Origin of the sequence: Streptococcus vulneris, assembly GCF_019218685.1 — a bacterium.
GTDB lineage: Bacteria > Bacillota > Bacilli > Lactobacillales > Streptococcaceae > Streptococcus > Streptococcus vulneris.
This window is the reverse complement of sequence record NZ_JAHUZC010000004.1, coordinates 52,955-72,123: the sequence shown is the minus strand read 5'-3', so window position 1 is coordinate 72,123 and position 19,169 is coordinate 52,955. Positions and strand designations below refer to the sequence as shown.

The following is a 19,169-nucleotide window of genomic DNA, read 5'->3' as shown; positions in this document are numbered from 1 at the left end:
TTAGTGAAAGGAATCAGGAGTTAATGGATAAACGATTTTTTGAAAAACGATGTACATACAGCATTCGTAAATTTGCACTAGGTGCTGCTTCAGTTATGATTGGGGCTAGTTTTTTTGCTACTGCTCCAGTATTGGCTAACACACCAACAGTTGGCTCAACAGATAACTTGCCAAGTGAGCTGGCTGATTTGGATAAAAAAGCGAGCGATAATGGACGGGAGTTCGATAAAGAAGCTGCAGCAGCAAATCCAGGTTCTGCTGAAACAACGGATGGACCAAAAACTGAAGAAGAGTTACTAGCTCTTGAAAAGGAAAACAAAGAAACTACTGACAAGTTGCCGAAAGAATTAGAAGGTAAAGTTGAAAAAGCTACTGATAATGGTAAAGAGGTAAATAAAGATCAATTAGCCCAAGATACTGGTAGTCTAGTTCCTGAAGATGTTGCCAAAACAAAAAATGGAGAATTGAACTATGGCGCTACTGTTAAGATTAAGACTCCATCAGGAGAAGGTAGTGGTATTGTCATTGGTAAGGATCTTGTTTTGACTGTTTCTCACAACTTTATCAAGGATCAACAAGATGGAAATATCCGTAAAGTTGTGGATAATGATAAAGGAGATGGCGATATTTTTAGTATATCCTACCCTGGTTTAGATGATGTAAAATTTAGTAAAAAAGATGTGATTCACTGGGATAGAGATGGTTATCTAAAGGGCTATAAGAACGATTTGGCTCTTGTGAGATTGCGTACAGTTCTTGAAAATGCTCCTGTTGAAGTTACTGAAAAGCCAGTTGTTAAGAAAGTTGGGGATAAAGTCAATATGTTTGGCTATCCTGCTGGTAAGTTGGCGCCAGTTATTAACACTGCTGTGGATTTTGCTGAATCTTATGGTGAAGGTGTTCAAGGAGTTGGTTATCAAGGTGGACAACCAGGTGCTAGCGGTGGCGGTATCTTTGACACGGATGGTAAATTGATTGGGGTTCATCAAAATGGTGTGGTTGGAGTCCGTAGCGGAGGCATCCTTTTCTCTCCAGCTCAATTAAAATGGATTCAAGATCATATTAAGGGGATTTCTAGTGCAAAACCTGCTGATTTAGAGGAAACTGAAAAACCAGTTGAAGAAAAGCCAAAAGAAGATAAGCCGAAAGAAGAAAAACCAGTTGAAAACAAACCAGCTGAGAATAAACCAGCTGAAGCAGCAACGGGAGAAACTAGCGGCGCTACTGCCGAAGTGAAAAAAGAGTGGGACTCAGTAAGCCGTGTGAAAGGGAATGTTGAAGTCGTTGAAGAAGGCGGAGTACGCTACAACAAATTAACTTCAACAACAGCTAACGACAATGGAGCAAACGAAGCTTTATTTGAAAAAGCTGGATTACAGGCGGATGCGGAAGGAAATGTAAGCGTTGACTTAACGTTCAAGGCAAACACCCCTCCAGCTGAAACACGCTTTGGGGTATATCTAAAATATAAAGATAATGACAACAACATCTTTGTTGGGTATGACAAGGGCGGATGGTTCTGGCAATACAAAGGACCAAATGTAAACACTTGGTATAGTAAGACTCGTGTAGAAGCACCAAATGTAGGTGAAGAAAACCACCTATCTATCGTTTACAAAAAAGACGGTCAATTAAATGCTACAAATAATGGACAAAATTTATTTAGCACAGAAGTCGTTCCAGAAGTTGTCAAGAACGCTTTAGCTGATGTGAATAAAGTTTACCTCAAAGCTGGTACTTACGGTACAGAATTATCTTCTGTATCGATCAAAGCGGATAACCAAGATAACATCAAACCTGAAGAAGAAACTCCAGCTGTGGATGATGGGTTGCGTCGCAATGACCAAGATGTTCACTATGAAACTTTACAGTCAGAACAATTAAAAGCGATTATCGACACAGCGTTTCCACGTGTTAAAGAATATGAATTAGATGGAAAAACGTTAACAGGTCAAGTTCAAAAATTAGATAAAATGTCAATCAACGGTGTATTAGTCACTCCAGAAGTTCAATACCGTAAGATTGATGACACTACTGCAGAATATGTAATGAAAGTAAGAAACGATGATGAATTCATCAACGCTGAAATCACTGTAAAATTACAATTAGTCGGCAACGAAATGCACTTCGATGTGACAAAAGTAGTGAACAAAAACAATGTCGAAATGGGTAAACCAGTCGACAATGTTCGCAAATTAATCCAAACTATTGAATTCCCAGGAAACACACTTGTTTCTGTTGGTTCTAACAAACAAGGTGCAAAATTCGACGGAGCTCAAATGTCTACAAACACACATAACCGTGGAGACTATCATTTAGACTTGAAAGAAGGCAAGATGAATGAATATACTTACGGCTTCATGTATGGATTTGTTTCTTCTAATGAATTAGCAGCATCTGTTTGGAGTAACTCTCAATTTACTTATAGAGGAAATGACTTTGCACGTTTAACAACAGCGTTAGAACGTGTTGAAGGCGTAAACTACTTAGGTATTCAAAGCTCACCTTACTGGTACCAACGTGCTTATAAGAACTTAGTATTCCCAGAATACACATTAGAATTACCAAGTTCTAAAGTAGTCATTACAAAAGACTTAAACAAAGATAATGTGGTGGACTGGCAAGATGGTGCGATTGCATATCGTAATATCATGAACAATCCTAAAGGGGCAGAATCTGTTCCAGATTTAGTAGCGTATCGTATTGCGATGAACTTCGCATCTCAAGCGCAAAACCCATTCTTAATGACATTAGATGGTATTAAGAAGATTAACTTACACACAGATGGTTTAGGCCAATCAATCCTACTTAAAGGGTATGGTAGTGAAGGTCACGACTCAGGTCACTTAAACTATGCGGATATCGGTAAGAGAATCGGTGGCGTTGAAGACTTCAAGAAATTATTAGCAAGAGCAAAAGAATATGGAGCTAAAATCGGTATTCACGTTAATGCTTCTGAAACATATCCTGAATCTAAATATTTCAGCGAAGCTATTTTACGTAGAAACTCTGACGGAACATATATGTACGGTTGGAACTGGTTAGACCAAGGTATCAACATCGATGCAGAATATGATTTAGCTCATGGACGTTTGGATCGTTGGAAAGAATTAAGAGAAAAACTAGGTGCTGACTTAGACTTCATCTATGTGGACGTTTGGGGTAACGGACAATCAGGAGATAACACTGCTTGGCCAACTCACGTACTTGCTAAAGAATTAAACTCTCAAGGATGGCGTATGGCTATTGAGTGGGGCTTCGGTGCGGAATATGACTCAACATTCCAACACTGGGCAGCTGACTTAACTTACGGTGGATATACATTGAAAGGTATTAACTCAAATATCACTCGATTCATCCGTAACCACCAAAAAGACTCATGGGTAGGTGACTATCCAAGCTACGGTGGTGCCGCTAACTATCCATTACTAGGTGGATATAACATGAAAGACTTTGAAGGATGGCAAGGTCGAAGCGACTACGAAGGATATATTCGTAACCTCTTCGAAAATAACATTATGACGAAGTACTTCCAACACTACAAAGTATCTAAATGGGTAAACGGTAACCCAGTTGCAATGAGCGACAACGGTCAAAACTACAAGTGGACTCCAGAGATGGAAGTACATTTAACAAATGACAATGGGGATGAAGTGAAGATTGTTCGTCAATCAAACGACCCTAACAGCCCAGACTACCGCAAACGTGTAACAACATTAAACGGTCGTGTGATCGAAAATGGTGGAAGCTACTTAGTACCATGGAACTGGGATGAAAATGGGAAAGCTTTAACAGGCGACAAAGAAAAGATGTACTTCTACACAACTGAAGGTGGAACAACTGAATGGACTCTTCCAGAAGATTGGACTGGAGATAAAGTATACCTTTATCGTTTAACAGACCAAGGTAAGAAAGATGTTGTAGAATTAACAGTTGGCGCAGACCGTAAGATTCAAATTACGGGAGAAGCGAACCAACCATATGTACTTTACAAAGCTCCTCAAGGCAAGAAGACAATGGTATGGAGTGAAGGTCTACACATCTATGACCAAGGTTTCAACAGCGGAACATTAGATCATTGGGAAAAAACTGGTGACAGCGCTCATGCTGAAATCGTGAAATCTCAAGGAGCTAACGAAATGTTACGTATTCAAGGAAACACTGAACGTGTGACATTGAAACAACGCTTAACAGATTTAAAACCAAATACAAGATATGCTGTTTATGTAGGCGTGGATAATCGAAGCGATGCACGTGCAGATATCACAATCCGTGTAGGCGACAAAGTAATTTCTAACTACACAAACAAATCAATTGCGAAGAACTATGTACAAGCACATGCGCATAACACACTTAAGAAGAACGCAACTGTGGATAATACAAGTTACTTCCAAAATATGTATGTATACTTCACAACAGGCGAAGATGTTTCTAATGTGACATTAGAACTTGGACGTGATGCAGATGCAGCAGCAACTTACTTCGATGAAATTCGTGTATTTGAAAACCAATCTGTAATGTATAACGAAAAACACGATACAGGAAATGGTAAATTCAAACAAGACTTTGAAGAAGTGCCTCAAGGTATCTTCCCATTCGTAGTCGGCGATGTTGAAGGTGTACAAGATAACCGTACTCACTTATCTGAAAAACACGAACCATATACTCAACGTGGATGGAATGGTAAGAAAGTCAACGATGTTATCGAAGGAAATTGGTCATTGAAGACGAACGGTTTAACAGGAAATGACAAACTCGTTTACCAAACAATTCCACAAAACTTCCGCTTCGAAGAAGGTAAGACTTATAAAGTAACCTTCGATTATGAAGCAGGTTCACATGGAGCATACTCATTCGTAATCGGTAATGGCGAAAATACTCGTCGTAGTAAATTAACGAAATACGATTTAGAAAACACTTGGGAAAATTCATCAACTCCTAAGAAAGTAAGTTTCTATGTAACAGGTGAAAAGGGTGGAAATACTTGGATTGGTATTTATTCAAATGCGCGTGGTGCAGATACTAAAGGAGATTCAAACAATAACGAAATCAACTTCAAAGGTTATAAAGACTTCATGTTAGATAACCTTGAAATTGAAGAAATCAAGTTAACAGGTAAGATGCTCATCGATGAAGCATACGAAAAGAATACTCCAGTCGTAAATGGCAACTACAAACAAGATTCATTAAATGCTTATAAAGACGCTGTAGCAGCTTTATTAGAAGCAGACGATAATATTAGTGTGGATGATGCTAAAGCTCTTATAGAACGCGTTAACGAGGCTAAAGAAAAACTTGCTGTGAAACGTAGCGCTCCAGATTGGGACGATATCCATGATCTTGATGCTCCTTATGAAGAAGCAGATAATGTATGGTATGCATTTGATGGCAATACAAATACTTTATGGCATACACCTTATGGAGTGAATAGCTTAGGGAAACCGTTAACAGTAGAGTTCAATAATCCGATGGAATCAACTCGCTTTGAATATGTTCCTCGTCCTTCAGGTCCAAACGGACGTGTGATGAGCGGTAGCCTTACAGTGATTGATGAAAAAGGACAAGAACATAACTTTAGCTTTACTGGATGGGAAAATAATGCGAAAACAAAAGTGATTAACTTCGATGCTCCAATCAAAGTGAAGAAAGCAATCTTTACTGGTAACGAAACATACGGTGATCCTGGACATATTTCAGCAGCGGAATTACGCTTCGTCCTTCCAATTGAAGATGATAAACCATTAGATGAAGCTGCATACAATGCTGAAGTAGAACGTGTTCGTAAGATTGATCGTCAAGGTGCGAAAGAATACTTGGCAGCTGTTGAAGCGTACAAGAATGGTCTTGCAGAACATAACATATTAACTCCAAACGGACTTGATAAATTGGTAGAAGGCTTGAAAGAAATTAAAGAAACTGAAGAGCCAGCTCCAAACCCAGAGCCAGCTCCAACTCCAGCTCCAGCTCCAACTCCAACTCCAGCTCCAACTCCAACTCCAGCTCCAACACCAACACCAGAACCAGCTCCAAACCCAGAGCCAACCCCAGCTCCAACACCAACTCCAGAGCCAACCCCAACTCCAACTCCAGAACCAGTTCCAACTCCAGAGCCAACACCAACTCCAGAGCCTGAAGTACTAACAAGTAAGGGAGATCAAGAACCACCAGTAGTTGAAATTCCTGAATTTACAGGTGGTGTTAATGCGGCAGAAGCAGCTGTCAATGAAGTTCCGGAATACAAAGGTGGAGCCAATGCGGTAGAAGCCTTAGTTCATGAATTACCAGAATATAAAGGTGGCGCCAATGCGGTAGAAGCTTTAGTTCATGAATTACCAGAATATAAAGGTGGCGCTAATGCAGTAGAAGCAGCTGTCAATGAAGTTCCAGAATATAAAGGCGGAGCTAATGCAGTAGAAGCTTTGGTACATGAATTGCCAGAATACAAAGGTGGTGCGAATGCGGTAGAAGCTTTGGTAAACGAAAAGCCAGCCTACACAGGACTATTGGCTACAGCAGGCGATCAAGCAGCACCAACTATTGAAAAACCTGAGTATCAGATTAGTCAATTGGGCCAAGGTAAACTTGCAGAATCTAAAACTTCAGTTTCAACAGAAGATAAGAAGAGATTGCCAGAAACGGGAGAAAGCCAATCTGATACAGCTATCTTCCTAGCTAGCATCAGTCTCGCCTTATCTGCTGCTGTCCTTGCGACAAAACGAAAAGAAAATTAAAGAAGACTGAATTTTAGAACTTACAGGAACTAGAATTCAGACAGAAATAACTTAGTTGGAGAGAACCTCTAAGTTCTCTCCATTTTCAAATCAAAAATGAGACCGCTTACTGTAATAAGTGGGAGAAAGGAATAGGAGAAAGATGGATAGACATTTTTTTGAAAGACGTTGTCACTATAGTATTCGAAAATTTGCAATTGGTGCAGCCTCTGTAATGATAGGTGCTAGTATCTTTGGTGCAAATGTAGTGCAAGCTGCAGAGACAGTTGGAACACCTGAGAAAGAAGGAACAATCACACAAGCTCAGCCACTAGATAAGTTGCCGGACGATTTAGCAGCTGTTTTAAAGAAAGCTGAATCAGAGGCAAAGGCAGATGCAGGTCATGAAGAAAATCATGAAAATACTGCAGGAACAAGTCCTGCAGCAAGTGAAGAAACAAGCCCAGCAACAACTCCAGCAGCTCCCAAACCAGCTGAGACTCTGAAGCCGGTTGAAACACCAAAAGCAGATTCTAAACCTGTAGAACCAGCTACACCTACAATCAAACCAGTTGAAAAGCAAATTGAAGATAGAGAATATCGTAATCACTTAGAAGGTGTCACTGTTCAAGTAAACGATTCAGAAACTGGTACTCCTTATACTGCTGACAAGGCAGTGGACGGTAATCCTGATACTCGTTGGGCAACAAATCAAAATATTGACAAACCAACTTTCGAATTAACTCTTCCCAAGACTACACTTATTAGACATGTGGAAATTGATTGGGATCGTCGCGTTCGCAATGGTCAAAATGATCCAAATATCAAATCTTGGAGTCTCTACTATGCAGGTCAAGATGATGTAAATGCTAGTGGAGAAAAACAATGGAAACTAGCTCATACCAAGACTGGAGAACCTGTTTTAGATGAGAAAGTTGACTTAGCCAATAGTATTCAAGCTAAATATCTCAAGTTAGAAATCAATGACTATCAAGCGGGCACAATGGGCTGGAGAAACGTTGGTATTCAAGAAATTCGAGCTTATTCAAATATTCCTGATACAAGTAAGGTAACGGATATCCGTCAGGTTACAGAATTGACTATATCTAAAGACGGACAGTCTCTTGTCTTGCCAACTCTACCAGGAAAAGTCAGTCTTATCGGTAGCAACAAACAAGGTGTGATTGACCTTCAAAATCATATTTATAAACCTTTGACTGATCAACGCGTTAAGGTTATGGTAGAGCAAATTAAAGATTCACATACCTTTACTAAAGAATTTGAAGTAGTCATCAAGGGCCTACATCAGGACGAAGGTGTGGGTGTCAAACCAAAAGTAGCACCAGCTGTTCAACAATGGTATGGAAAAGAAGGTCAATCTTCTATCACTTCATATACAGTTCTTGCGACGGGGGATTCCGGCTTTGAACAAGCAGCAACCTTCTACCAGTCAGACCTTGCTAGCCGTGGATTGGAACTTGCGACAGGTGACAAGCAGGCTCAAAAACGAATTGAATTTAAAAAAGTTGAAAATAAGGGGTATGGTAAGGAAGGCTATGGCATCATGATTCAAGATGGTGTCATTACCATCGAAGCTGCAACGAACACAGGAGCCTTCTATGCTACTCGTACTCTTCTTCAAATGGGGGAAAGCAATCTCCAAAATGGAGAAATTCGTGATTTCCCAAGCTTCAGTCACCGTGGCTTTATGCTAGATACAGGTCGTAAATTTATTCCTTATGACACCCTTGTAGACATCATGCTTAACATGGCTTACTACAAGATGAACGACTTGCAGTTGCACCTTAATGATAACTATATCTTCCTAAAGGAACACTTGGCAGGTAAGAATCTAACACAAGAAGAAGAGCTTAAGTATGTTCTAGAACATGCTAAGACAGGTTTCCGTGTAGAGACAGATATTGTCGGTAAGAATGGTCAAAAATTAACATCAGACGAGCACTATACTAAAGAAGAGATGCAAAATCTGATTAAACTTGCTAAGGCCTTGCATATCAATCTAGTTCCAGAAATTGACACGCCAGGTCATGCTCTGTCATTTGTCAAAGTTCGTCCAGACCTCATGTATCAAGGTAGCCTGAGCGATTACAGAGGTAAACATAACGTAGAACGCGTAGCCATGCTCGACCTAGATAATAAATACGATGAAACACTGGCTTTTGTCAAATCAGTTTATGATAAACTTCTTGATGGTCCAGATGCACCACTTCATGGAGTATCTACTGTTCATATCGGAACGGATGAATACTACGGAAGTAGAGAAAGCTATCGTCGTTATGTCAATGACCTTATTAAATACATTAAAGGGAAAGGCTATACACCTCGTATTTGGGGATCGCTCAGTGCGAAACGAGGTAAAACAGCGGTTGATTGGAAAGATGTAGAAGTTGATATCTGGAGTATTGGCTGGCAGCAACCAAAAGAAGCTATTGCTCAGGGAGCTAAGATTATCAACATAACAGATATTCCAACCTATAGTGTACCAAATGGTGATAATCGTCAAACAGCTTATGGTGACTATGCTAACTATGAAACACAATATAATAGGTGGACACCAAATGATTTCCGAACAGGTCATGGTCCACTTCTAGAAGCATCCAATCCAAATGTAATTGGTGGTGGCCACGCAGTTTGGAATGACAATATTGATCTTCATGAGACAGGTTTGACATCTTATGATATCTTTAAACGCTTCTTTAAGAGCATGCAAACAACTGCAGAACGCACTTGGGGATCTGACCGTGCGGCTGCGACCTTTGCAGAACGTACCCTACCAACGAGCCCTTATGCACCACAGTCAAATCCTGATAGAGCGATTGATCAAAGTGATTTGTTTACCATCAATCCTGAAACAGTGAAGAACTATGCAAGCAAGAAGGTGAAGACAAGCGAGCAAGGATTGGCTTTTGAGAAAGATAGCAGTATTGAAGGCCTGGCAGGTGATGTCGGTCCAAGTCATGTCTTGAAGTTTGATGTAACTGTCACTGGAGACGGTGAACAAACCTTCTCAACAAGTGGAGACAACCGTATCTATCTAGCTGATAAAGACGGCTATCTTGCTTATCAATTTGAACAGTTCCATATCCAGTTCAAGAAAAAACTTGAAAAGAATAAACGTTATCAAATCTCTATCGTGACCAAACCACAATCAACGGAATTCTATGTGGATGGTGAGAAGATTGAACGTATCGCAAATCCAGCTCACCCTCGCTTTGCTCACAATAGCTTGGTTCTACCGCTTGAAAGCATCGGTGGGTTCAAAGGGATTTTACATAGTGCAGAGTTGTCAGATAAACCATTTGTAAATCCTCGTTTGATTCCAACAGATCATTTCACAGTTTCTGCAACTAGTCAAGAAACACCAGGAACAGCGACTGAAGGAGTTGTTGAAAAAGCCTTTGACAATGATCCAAATACCTTTTGGCATACTAAATGGACTGGTGATACTGCTCCGTACACTCTTTCTATGACCTTGAAAGAAGCAGAAAAAGTCAATGGTTTGACTTATCTTCCTCGGCCAGGTGGTGGAAATGGGGTCGTGACTCGCTACGAAATCTACGCACAAAAAGATGGCCAAATGGTCAAGGTTTCAGAAGGAAGCTGGGACAACAACGCTCAAGAAAAAACAGTTAACTTTGCAGCGGTTCATACCAACAAGATTGAGTTGAAAGTTCTATCAGGTGTTGGGGGCTTTGCAAGTGCAGCTGAAGTTCATCTATTGAAACCTATCAAAGAGGGACAAGAAACACCAGAACCAGAACAACCATCTACACCTGAAACTCCAAAAGTCGAGCAAACAGGTGATGGAACAGTTGAACTGGCGGATCAATTCACAGCAAGCAAACCAGCTAGCGAAGATAGTATTGCAGCTGCCAGCAAGAGCGCAGATTATCTCAAGAAAGAGTACAAGGTTTTCCCAACTCCACAAAAAGTGACTTATGGAGAAGGAGTAACAGCTCTTCGTAAGCAAGTCAATCTGGTAATGGGAGATCAACTCGATGTCTATACTCGTAATCGCTTGAAGAGTGTCTTACAGGACAATCAAGTATCCTACACTACTAGTCAATCAGCAGTTGCTGGCGCAACTAATATCTATCTTGGAGTACATGGACGAGGAACACAAGCAGAACAAAACTTATCTAACGTTTCAGCAGGTCTCTTTGATAAGATTGATGCCTATGCTTTGACCATCAAGGACAATTCAATTTCCATCGTCGGAAAAGACACAGATGCAGTCTTCTATGGTTTGACAACCTTGAAACATATGCTCAAGGAAAGTCAAGTTCCAGTTCTTCGCAATGTGACAGTGGAAGATTACGCTGAAATCAAGAACCGTGGTTTCATCGAAGGTTACTATGGAAATCCATGGTCTAATGCAGATCGTGCTGAACTCATGCGTTTTGGTGGCGATTTGAAATTGACCCAATACTTCTTCGCACCGAAAGATGATCCATACCACAACAAGAAATGGCGTGAACTTTACCCAGAAGAAAAACTAGCTGAAATTCGTGAACTTGCTCGCGTCGGAAATCAAAGTAAAACTCGCTATGTTTGGACCATCCATCCATTCATGAACAACCGTATCCGATTTGGTAATGAAGCGCATTACCAAGAAGACTTGGCAACCATCAAGGCTAAATTTACCCAGTTGATGAAAGTGGGTGTCCGTGAATTTGGTATTCTAGCCGATGATGCACCAAGCCCAGTTGGAGGCTACAATAGCTACAACCGCTTGATGCAGGATATGACCAACTGGTTGACAGAAATGCAAGGAACTTATAGCGGTCTTCGAAAAGAAATGATCTTTGTTCCAGGTCAGTATTGGGGTAATGGGCGTGAAGCAGAGTTGAAATCTCTAAATGAAAATCTCCCAAGTTCAACATCTATGACCTTGACGGGTGGTAAGATTTGGGGTGAAGTTTCTGAAGGTTTCTTATCAACTCTCAAGAACAATCTAACTGCAGGTGGTAAAACTTATCGTCCAGTATCACTTTGGGTGAACTGGCCAGTTACAGATAACTCTAAACAACACTTGATTCTAGGTGGTGGTGAGAAATTCCTTCATCCGAATGTAGATCCAAGCTTGCTATCCGGTATCATGTTGAACCCAATGCAACAGTCTGAACCATCTAAGATTGCCCTCTTCGCTGGAGCTCAGTATACATGGAAACAGTGGAAATCAGAAGAAGAAGCTAAGAAACTCAATGACATTGCCTTCAACTTTGTTGAAAATGGTCATTTTGAAGATAGCAAGGTGTCAGCAGCCTTCCGCGAACTCGGTAAGCATATGATCAACCAAAACATGGATGGTCGTGTCGTTAAACTAGAAGAATCAGTTGAATTGGCTCCAAAATTAACAGACTTCATGACTAAGCTCAAAGCGGGTCAGGATGTAACTGCAGAACGTGCAACTTTGCGTGCAGAATTTGCCAAGATTAAAGAAGCGGCTGAACTTTATAAAGCATCAGGTGATAAAAAAATGGTTGCACAGATCCACTATTGGTTGGATAATGCAATCGACCAAATGAATGCCCTTGATGCCTTCCTAACAGGAACAGAGGCTATGGCTACAAATGATGCAGCCAAACTTTGGGATAGCTACTATAAAGGTTTGAAATTGTACGATCAGTCTCAAACTCATACCTTCCATTATGTAGACCATCTTGAAAAGGCTGAATTGGGTGTTCAACATATCCGTCCATTTATCCTAGCTTTGAAAGAAGTTCTAGCGTCTGAAGTTCAAAAAGTCTTGCATCCAGATCAAATCATCAGCACCTTTATTACCAATCGAACAGGTGTAGAAGGTGGTTTGGCAGAAGTAACGGATGGTGACTTGGCAACTCATGCTTTGATTAAATCACCAAATAGTATCAAGACAGGTGATTATATCGGTATGAAATTTAACAAACCGGTAGATATCCAAACATTGACCTTTGCTATGGGAACTCAGGCAAATCCACGTGATACCTTTAGTAAGGCTGAAGTGCAGTATCAAGATGAAAAAGATAACTGGGTAAGTTTGAAAGAACCAACTTATGTTGGTAATGAGTCACTTGTTCAGTTTGAAAATCTTAACATCAAAGCTAAAGCAGTACGTATGATTGCTACAGAAGATCGTGATGACACCTGGTTTGCAGTTCGCGAGATTGCAGTAAATCGTCCAGTAGAGAACGCTCGTAAACAACAAACTGCTACAATTAGCCTCAGCTCAAATCTAGTTTATAAATTGAGAACATCAGCAAGTCAAATTACTGATGGTAAAGATAATACAGAAGCTATGATGGCAAATGCTGATGGCAGCAATACGACTCCAGTAGATGCCTGGGCACAACTTGACCTAGGTGAAGTCAAGTCAGTCACTAAAGTTCGTCTTCGTCAAGGAACTGGCGATAAACTTGCCGCAGGTGTACTTGAGTACTCTACAGATGGATCTGCATGGCAAGAGTTAGATCGCCTATCAGGAGAACAAACTAAGGAAGTGACTAGAGCTATCAATGCTCGTTACATCCGAGTACGCAATACCAAGGCAAGTGACCTTTGGTGGCGTATCCAAGACTTCTCTGTTGAGACACGCTCTGGAAATAGCGACTTAACAGACACCAACGTGGATGCTTTGAAAGAAACGCCAGTATTTGATAGCCTTGGTCGTTATGAACTTCAAATTCCAGCTGGAACTAAACTTCCTGCAAATAGCTATCTAGGAATGAAACTTGACCGTATCCATCAAGTCAAAAGCATCCAGCTCCAAGGTCAAACAAATCCAGCACTCAGTCTAGAGTATTCTGCAAATGCTCAAGAATGGACACCAGCTAGCCAGTTAACAGATAGAACTGTCGCAACCCACTTGGTACGTTATGTTCGTCTTGTTAATAAAACAGACCAAGAACAGGCTGTTCCATCAACTTCTCTCCTTGTAACGACTAAAGAAGTGCAACCAATCAAACTAGAATCTACAACTATGGGTATTCATCCAACATACGGAAGTAATGATGTTCGTAAGATTAATAACCTCGATCAATTGTTTGATGGTGTGTACAACAACTTCGTTGAGTTTTCAGACTATGCCCATAAAGATGGCCATGTAACCTTGAAACTTGGTAGCGAACGCACTATCAAGAAGATCAGAGCCTACATCCAAGACGGAACTCAAAACTATCTTCGTGATGGTAAAATCCAAGTCAGCAAAGACGGTAAAACTTGGACAGATGTTGTGACAGTGGGAGATGGTGTAGCCAATAGTACACACGATGATTCATTGACAGATGGTTGGACACATGATTCTAAGATGCCAGGAAATCGTTACATCGAGGGTGAATTGACGACACCAGTCAAAGCCAACTATATTCGTGTCCTCTATACAGCTGACTATGATGCTCGTTTTGTAGGATTTACAGAATTGGTGATCAATGATGGCGAATTTGTCAAACCAATTAATGATCCAACTGTAGAAGGAAACGGTGGCGAAAGCCGAGGGAACTTCTATACTAATCTCGTAGACGGAAAAGTGTTGACTAGCTACAAGGCGGAACAAGATAAGGGTGAATTGGTTTACCACTTGTCTGAACCAACCAATGCCAACCATCTTCGTCTCGTTTCAAGCCTTCCTGAAGGAGCGAAAGCACGAGTTCAAGCGAGAACACTTAAGGATGGACAAGAAAGTTGGACAGATCTTGGTGCCATTACATCTAGTTTCCAAACCTTTGCTATCCGAAATGGTGGTTCTCTTCTAGATGTTAAACTGGTCTGGGAAGGTGGCAAGGCTGAGTTTTATGAATTGGCGAGCTTCTATCAAGAATTGACAGAAGAACCTGTTCAATCAAGCAAGGGTGAAGAACCAGCACCAGTGCTTGAGGTACCTGAATTTACAGGTGGTGTCAATGCAGTTGAAGCTTTGGTACATGAGCTACCAGCCTACACAGGACCAGTATCAACCGTAGGTGACCAAGCTGCACCGACAGTAGAGAAACCAGAGTTTCAGGGTGGTGTGAATGCAGTTGAAGCTTTGGTACATGAGCTACCAGCTTATACAGGCCCATTGTCAACCGTAGGTGACCAAGCCGCTCCAACAGTAGAGAAACCAGAGTTCAAGGGTGGAGTCAACTCAGTTATGGCCTTGAAACATGATCTTCCAGAGTACACAGGTCCGGTATCAACCGTAGGCGACCAAGCCGCTCCAACAGTAGAGAAACCAGAGTTCCAAGGTGGAGTCAACTCAGTTATGGCCTTGAAACATGAACTACCAGCCTACACAGGTCCATTGTCAACCGTAGGTGACCAACCAGCACCGACAGTAGAAAAACCAGAATTTAAGCTAAGTTCGTTAGAAAAATCTCAGACTCCAGAAGCACCAGTTCAAGTTGCCAAGGAAGACAAGAGATTGCCAGAGACTGGTGAAAAACAGTCAGAAACAGCTATTTTCTTGGCAAGCGTTGGACTAGCCTTATCTGCTATCTTTGTAGCAAAAAGTAAAAAAGATTAGTTGTATATGACAATTAAACTCTTTCTTAATAGTATTCTAAATCAGTAGAGTGTATAGAACAAAAAACCTGAGAAGTACAATTGACCTTCTCAGGTTTTTATTATCTAATTATTGATTGAACAAAGAACAGATTGAAAAACCACCCAATTTTTGGGTGGTTAGTAATTTATTGTTGCGCTGGTTGAGGATTTTGGTTAGGCTGCCCTTGATTGGTACTTGGTTGTTGTGTCGCCGTATTCTCATTGGTTCCAGCATTGGGAGTAACTGTATTTGAATTTGGATTTGTGTTTGGTGTCGTTACACTTGACTGAGAGGTTGAAGTCTCTGGAGTCTGGCTTGCAGGAGCAGGTGTAGAACTTTGTTGAGTAGCAGGAGCAGTCCATGTAGGACGAGCTCCATTCTTAAAGACATATTCTCCACTCCTATATAAGCCCTCAGGCATAGTCCAATCTCCTGGGTGGTCATCTTCTGATAGGTAAGTCATCATTGAACGATAGACCGCAGAAGCAACTGTGAACCCATTGCCGATGACTGGAGTAAGACGGTTTGAGTAGCCTGTCCAAACAGCCATAGAATATTTGCGAGTATACCCAGCAAACATTTCATCTGGAGCAACAAGTTGACTGGTCTTAATATGATTTTCGATTTCTTCATCTGAATAGTTAGAGGTACCTGTCTTACCGGCTTGAGGGAGCCATGAAATATAGGCATTAAAACCACTTCCAGAGGTCAAGACTGTTTTCATCATTTCTGTCATCATGTAAGCAGTGGTCTCTTTCATAGCTCGGGTACCAGGGTCAGAAAATTCTTTTTCGCTACCATCACTAAAGACAACTTTATTAATGTACATCGGTTTGTGATAGATACCACCATTGGCAAATGCAGCATAAGCAACAGCCATTTTTTCGCTACTTGCGCCGTATTGCTTATTAGATTCAGTTGTGTTACTTGATATGGCGTTAGAATAATGCATATCTGGATAGTCAATTCCTAAACCATTTAAGAAGGTTTTTGCACGGTTTAATCCAACTTTGTTGAGTGTTTCTACAGCAGGAACATTGCGAGATTGCTGTAGTGCATATTGCAGGGTGATATTACCGAAGTATCCTCTATCCCAGTTGTAGACAGGGGTATTTGTTCCAGGATAATTATACGGGATATCGCGTACAATGGTAGCAGTTGAGTCATAGATATCAAATTCCAAAGCAGGAGCATAATCAGTGATGGGTTTCATTGTTGATCCCCAGTCACGATTGGTCTCCACAGCCTGGTTGGTGCCGAATGAAACATTACTTGCTTGATGACGAGCACCAAGTTGTGCAATAACGTTACCATTAGATACATCTACAATAGTCGAAGCTACTTGCATGTCATCATCAGGATAAGTGACATATTGGTCGGTGTTATAAACATCCCAGAGTCGTTGTTGGATATCTTTGTCCACATTTGTATAGACATCCATACCTGTAGTAAGAAGGTTGTAACCAGTTTCTTGTTCAACTTGGTCGATTACTTCTTTAAGGTAGTTGTCCATGTATGCAGGATAACTGTTACCGGATTTCAGGCTTTGTAGACCATCGGTAACAGGGGTATTAATAGCTTTTTCATACTCTTCTGCGCTGATGTATTTCTGCCCCTTCATTTCTGAAAGTACCAAGTTTCGACGCTCTAGAGCAGCTTCTGGATGAGAATAAGGATCATATTGATTTGGTGCTTGAGGCATTCCGGCTAGGAGTGCTAACTGTGGTAAGCTTAAATCCTTCAAGTCTTTTCCATAGTAATTTTGGGCTGCAGTTTGCATTCCATAGTTACCGTTAGACATGTAGACTTTGTTGATGTAGTAGGTCAGGATTTCTTGCTTGGTTGCTTTTTGCTCTAGTTGAACGGCTAGCCAAGCTTCTTGAGCTTTACGTGACAAAGTTTGATCGGCAGTTGAAGTAGAAAAATAAGTTAATTTGATCAATTGTTGAGTCAAGGTTGAGGCTCCCTGGAGGCCTCCTCCGCCTTGGAGGTTTCTCAATGCCGCACCCATGATACGAATGGTATCCACACCTCTATGATCAAAGAAACGGTGGTCTTCGATAGACACGATGGCCTTGACTAAGTCAGTAGGAATTTCATTTGCTTGAGCATTTACGCGACGTTCAGATCCAAGGTCAGCAATCAGTTCGTTTTTGTTGTCATAAATCTTGCTAGAGGTTGTCGCAACTAATTTACTTTCAGATAAGGCTGGAGCCTTGCTAACAAAGTAGAGGAAAACACCTCCACCTAATAGAAATAGTGCGATAAATAAGGTAAGGAACGTAATTCCGATATACTTTAAGAATCGCAGAATAGTTTGTTTGTTCATCTTGTTTTACCACCTAGTAAATGTTCTTTGATAATGTCGAGATAGGGAATTTGAGGGAAAACCCCTTGCTTTACTAAATATCCGTATTCTTGAATATATCCAAGTGGCATAGATTTTTGCCCCTTATCTTGATGATAAAAGCGAATCAAATCAAATGCCGGCAACAAATAAGTTTCCTGTTGAGAAGAAAAATGAAGCAGTACGAAGCAAATACCCTGCTGTTCTAGAACTTGTTCCATATGTTGAATCTGGTGAAGATGGAAGTTCTTCATTGGAATAGCATTCTTTTGTCGCGTTTCCTTGGCTTCAAAGTCAATGTAATGTCCTCTATACACGCCAGAGTAATCGGTTGTAGAAGCTTGTCTAAAATAGGCTTCTACAATTTTGGCTCTACTACGTTGAGGATAGTCTACTCGGACAATTTGAACAGGCGTGGGTTTTTTATGGATAACTGCCATACCATGCATCAGATAGTAGTCGTTTGTAGCGTTGATCATCTTTTCAAAAGTCATTCCTCGATTTGCGAAATTTTTGGGTTGAGAAATGGATGTTTGGTTTTTTTTTGATGAAATTTTATGAGGATAGTTGACCATATTTCTCCTTATTGGTACAATAACATCACTCTATTATACCATAAAAATAGAAAGAAAGGTGTAAAAATGACTACAGCTTTAATTATGGGATATTCTAATTTTGACTTGGGTGTCTTTAACGAAAAAGATATCAGGTTAAAAATTATAAAGAAAGCCATTCGCCGTGATTTAGAAAGTTTGGCTGAAGAAGGGATTAATTGGCTGGTCTTTACAGGGAACTTGGGATTTGAATCATGGGTGCTTGATGTTGCAAATGAAATGAAAGAAGAATATGATTTCAACCTAGCGACCATTTTTGATTTTGAAACACACGGGGAAAATTGGAATGAAGCGAATCAGCTTAAACTTAATCAATTTAAACAGGTAGATTTTGTCAAATATGCCTATCCTAAATATGAACATATGGGGCAACTACGAGACTACCAACGATTTTTACTGGAAAATACTGATTTAGCTTATTTTTTCTATGATCCAGAAAATGAGACCAAATTAAAATTTATGGATACCTTGATGAAAAATCAGGAAGGTTATCGCATAAAAAGGCTAACGTTTGAAGACTTAAATGAGCTAGCAGAAAATTTTTCTGAAAAGTAAGCCTTTGACCTTGATTTTTGTTTGCCTTTTTTTATATAATAATACTATTAGAAACCGAGAATGGAGAGAGAGATGGCAAGTATTATTTTTTCAGCAAAAGATATTTTTGAGCAAGAGTTTGGACGTGAAGTCCGTGGATATAGTAAGGTTGAAGTTGATGAATTTTTGGACGATGTCATCAAGGACTATGAAACTTATGCTGCCTTAGTCAAGTCTCTCCGTCAAGAAATTGCAGAGTTGAAGGAAGAATTGTCTCGCAAGCCTGAATCTGCATCTGTTCAAGCAGAACCGCTTGAAATGACAGCAACAACTTCTATGACGAATTTTGATATTTTGAAACGACTAAATCGTCTTGAGAAAGAAGTATTTGGTAAACAAATTTTGGATAACTCTGATTTATAAGAGCTTATTTGAAAAGTGCA

General features: G+C 40.4%; 6 protein-coding genes. 4 read left to right on the top strand and 2 right to left on the bottom strand.

All coding sequences use genetic code 11. The features are described from left to right. Positions 1-23 precede the first annotated feature (23 nt). Both KUA57_RS04480 and KUA57_RS04475 read left to right on the top strand, forming a co-directional pair. Positions 24-6,731 (top strand): SpGH101 family endo-alpha-N-acetylgalactosaminidase, encoded by a 6,708-nt coding sequence (locus KUA57_RS04480; protein ID WP_218493710.1) that lies wholly within the window; start codon positions 24-26, stop codon positions 6,729-6,731. Positions 6,732-6,873: 142 nt separating this feature from the next. Beyond that, complete coding sequence (locus KUA57_RS04475; protein WP_218493709.1) at positions 6,874-15,210, top strand: SIALI-17 repeat-containing surface protein; 8,337 nt, start codon at positions 6,874-6,876, stop codon at positions 15,208-15,210. A 166-nt stretch (positions 15,211-15,376) separates the two neighbouring features. On the opposite strand, the gene pbp1a is transcribed toward KUA57_RS04475, so the two are convergent. Together pbp1a and recU are read right to left on the bottom strand one after the other, a co-directional pair. Further along, complete coding sequence (gene pbp1a, locus KUA57_RS04470) at positions 15,377-17,560, bottom strand: penicillin-binding protein PBP1A (RefSeq protein WP_218493708.1); 2,184 nt, start codon at positions 17,558-17,560, stop codon at positions 15,377-15,379. After that, positions 17,557-18,153: a Holliday junction resolvase RecU gene (gene recU, locus KUA57_RS04465; protein ID WP_218493707.1), complete on the bottom strand. Its 597-nt coding sequence runs from the start codon at positions 18,151-18,153 to the stop codon at positions 17,557-17,559. Before recU ends, pbp1a begins: the two co-directional genes overlap by 4 nt. Before the next feature lie 66 nt (positions 18,154-18,219). Here recU and KUA57_RS04460 point away from each other — a divergent pair, with 66 nt between their 5' ends. After that, positions 18,220-18,747, top strand: coding sequence for an SLOG family protein (locus KUA57_RS04460; RefSeq protein WP_218493706.1), 528 nt, complete (start codon positions 18,220-18,222; stop codon positions 18,745-18,747). Positions 18,748-18,819: 72 nt separating this feature from the next. Then, positions 18,820-19,149 carry a cell division regulator GpsB gene (gpsB, locus tag KUA57_RS04455; protein ID WP_064276670.1) on the top strand — a complete coding sequence of 110 codons (330 nt, stop codon included), beginning with the start codon at positions 18,820-18,822 and terminating at the stop codon, positions 19,147-19,149. Positions 19,150-19,169: the final 20 nt, after the last annotated feature.

What these genes read in the sequence shown, in the direction of transcription:
- KUA57_RS04480 (WP_218493710.1), top strand. Translation starts at nt 24, where the DNA reads ATGGATAAACGATTTTTTGAAAAACGATGTACATACAGCATTCGTAAA.
- KUA57_RS04475 (WP_218493709.1), top strand. Translation starts at nt 6,874, where the DNA reads ATGGATAGACATTTTTTTGAAAGACGTTGTCACTATAGTATTCGAAAA.
- pbp1a (WP_218493708.1), bottom strand. Translation starts at nt 17,560, where the DNA reads ATGAACAAACAAACTATTCTGCGATTCTTAAAGTATATCGGAATTACG.
- recU (WP_218493707.1), bottom strand. Translation starts at nt 18,153, where the DNA reads ATGGTCAACTATCCTCATAAAATTTCATCAAAAAAAAACCAAACATCC.
- KUA57_RS04460 (WP_218493706.1), top strand. Translation starts at nt 18,220, where the DNA reads ATGACTACAGCTTTAATTATGGGATATTCTAATTTTGACTTGGGTGTC.
- gpsB (WP_064276670.1), top strand. Translation starts at nt 18,820, where the DNA reads ATGGCAAGTATTATTTTTTCAGCAAAAGATATTTTTGAGCAAGAGTTT.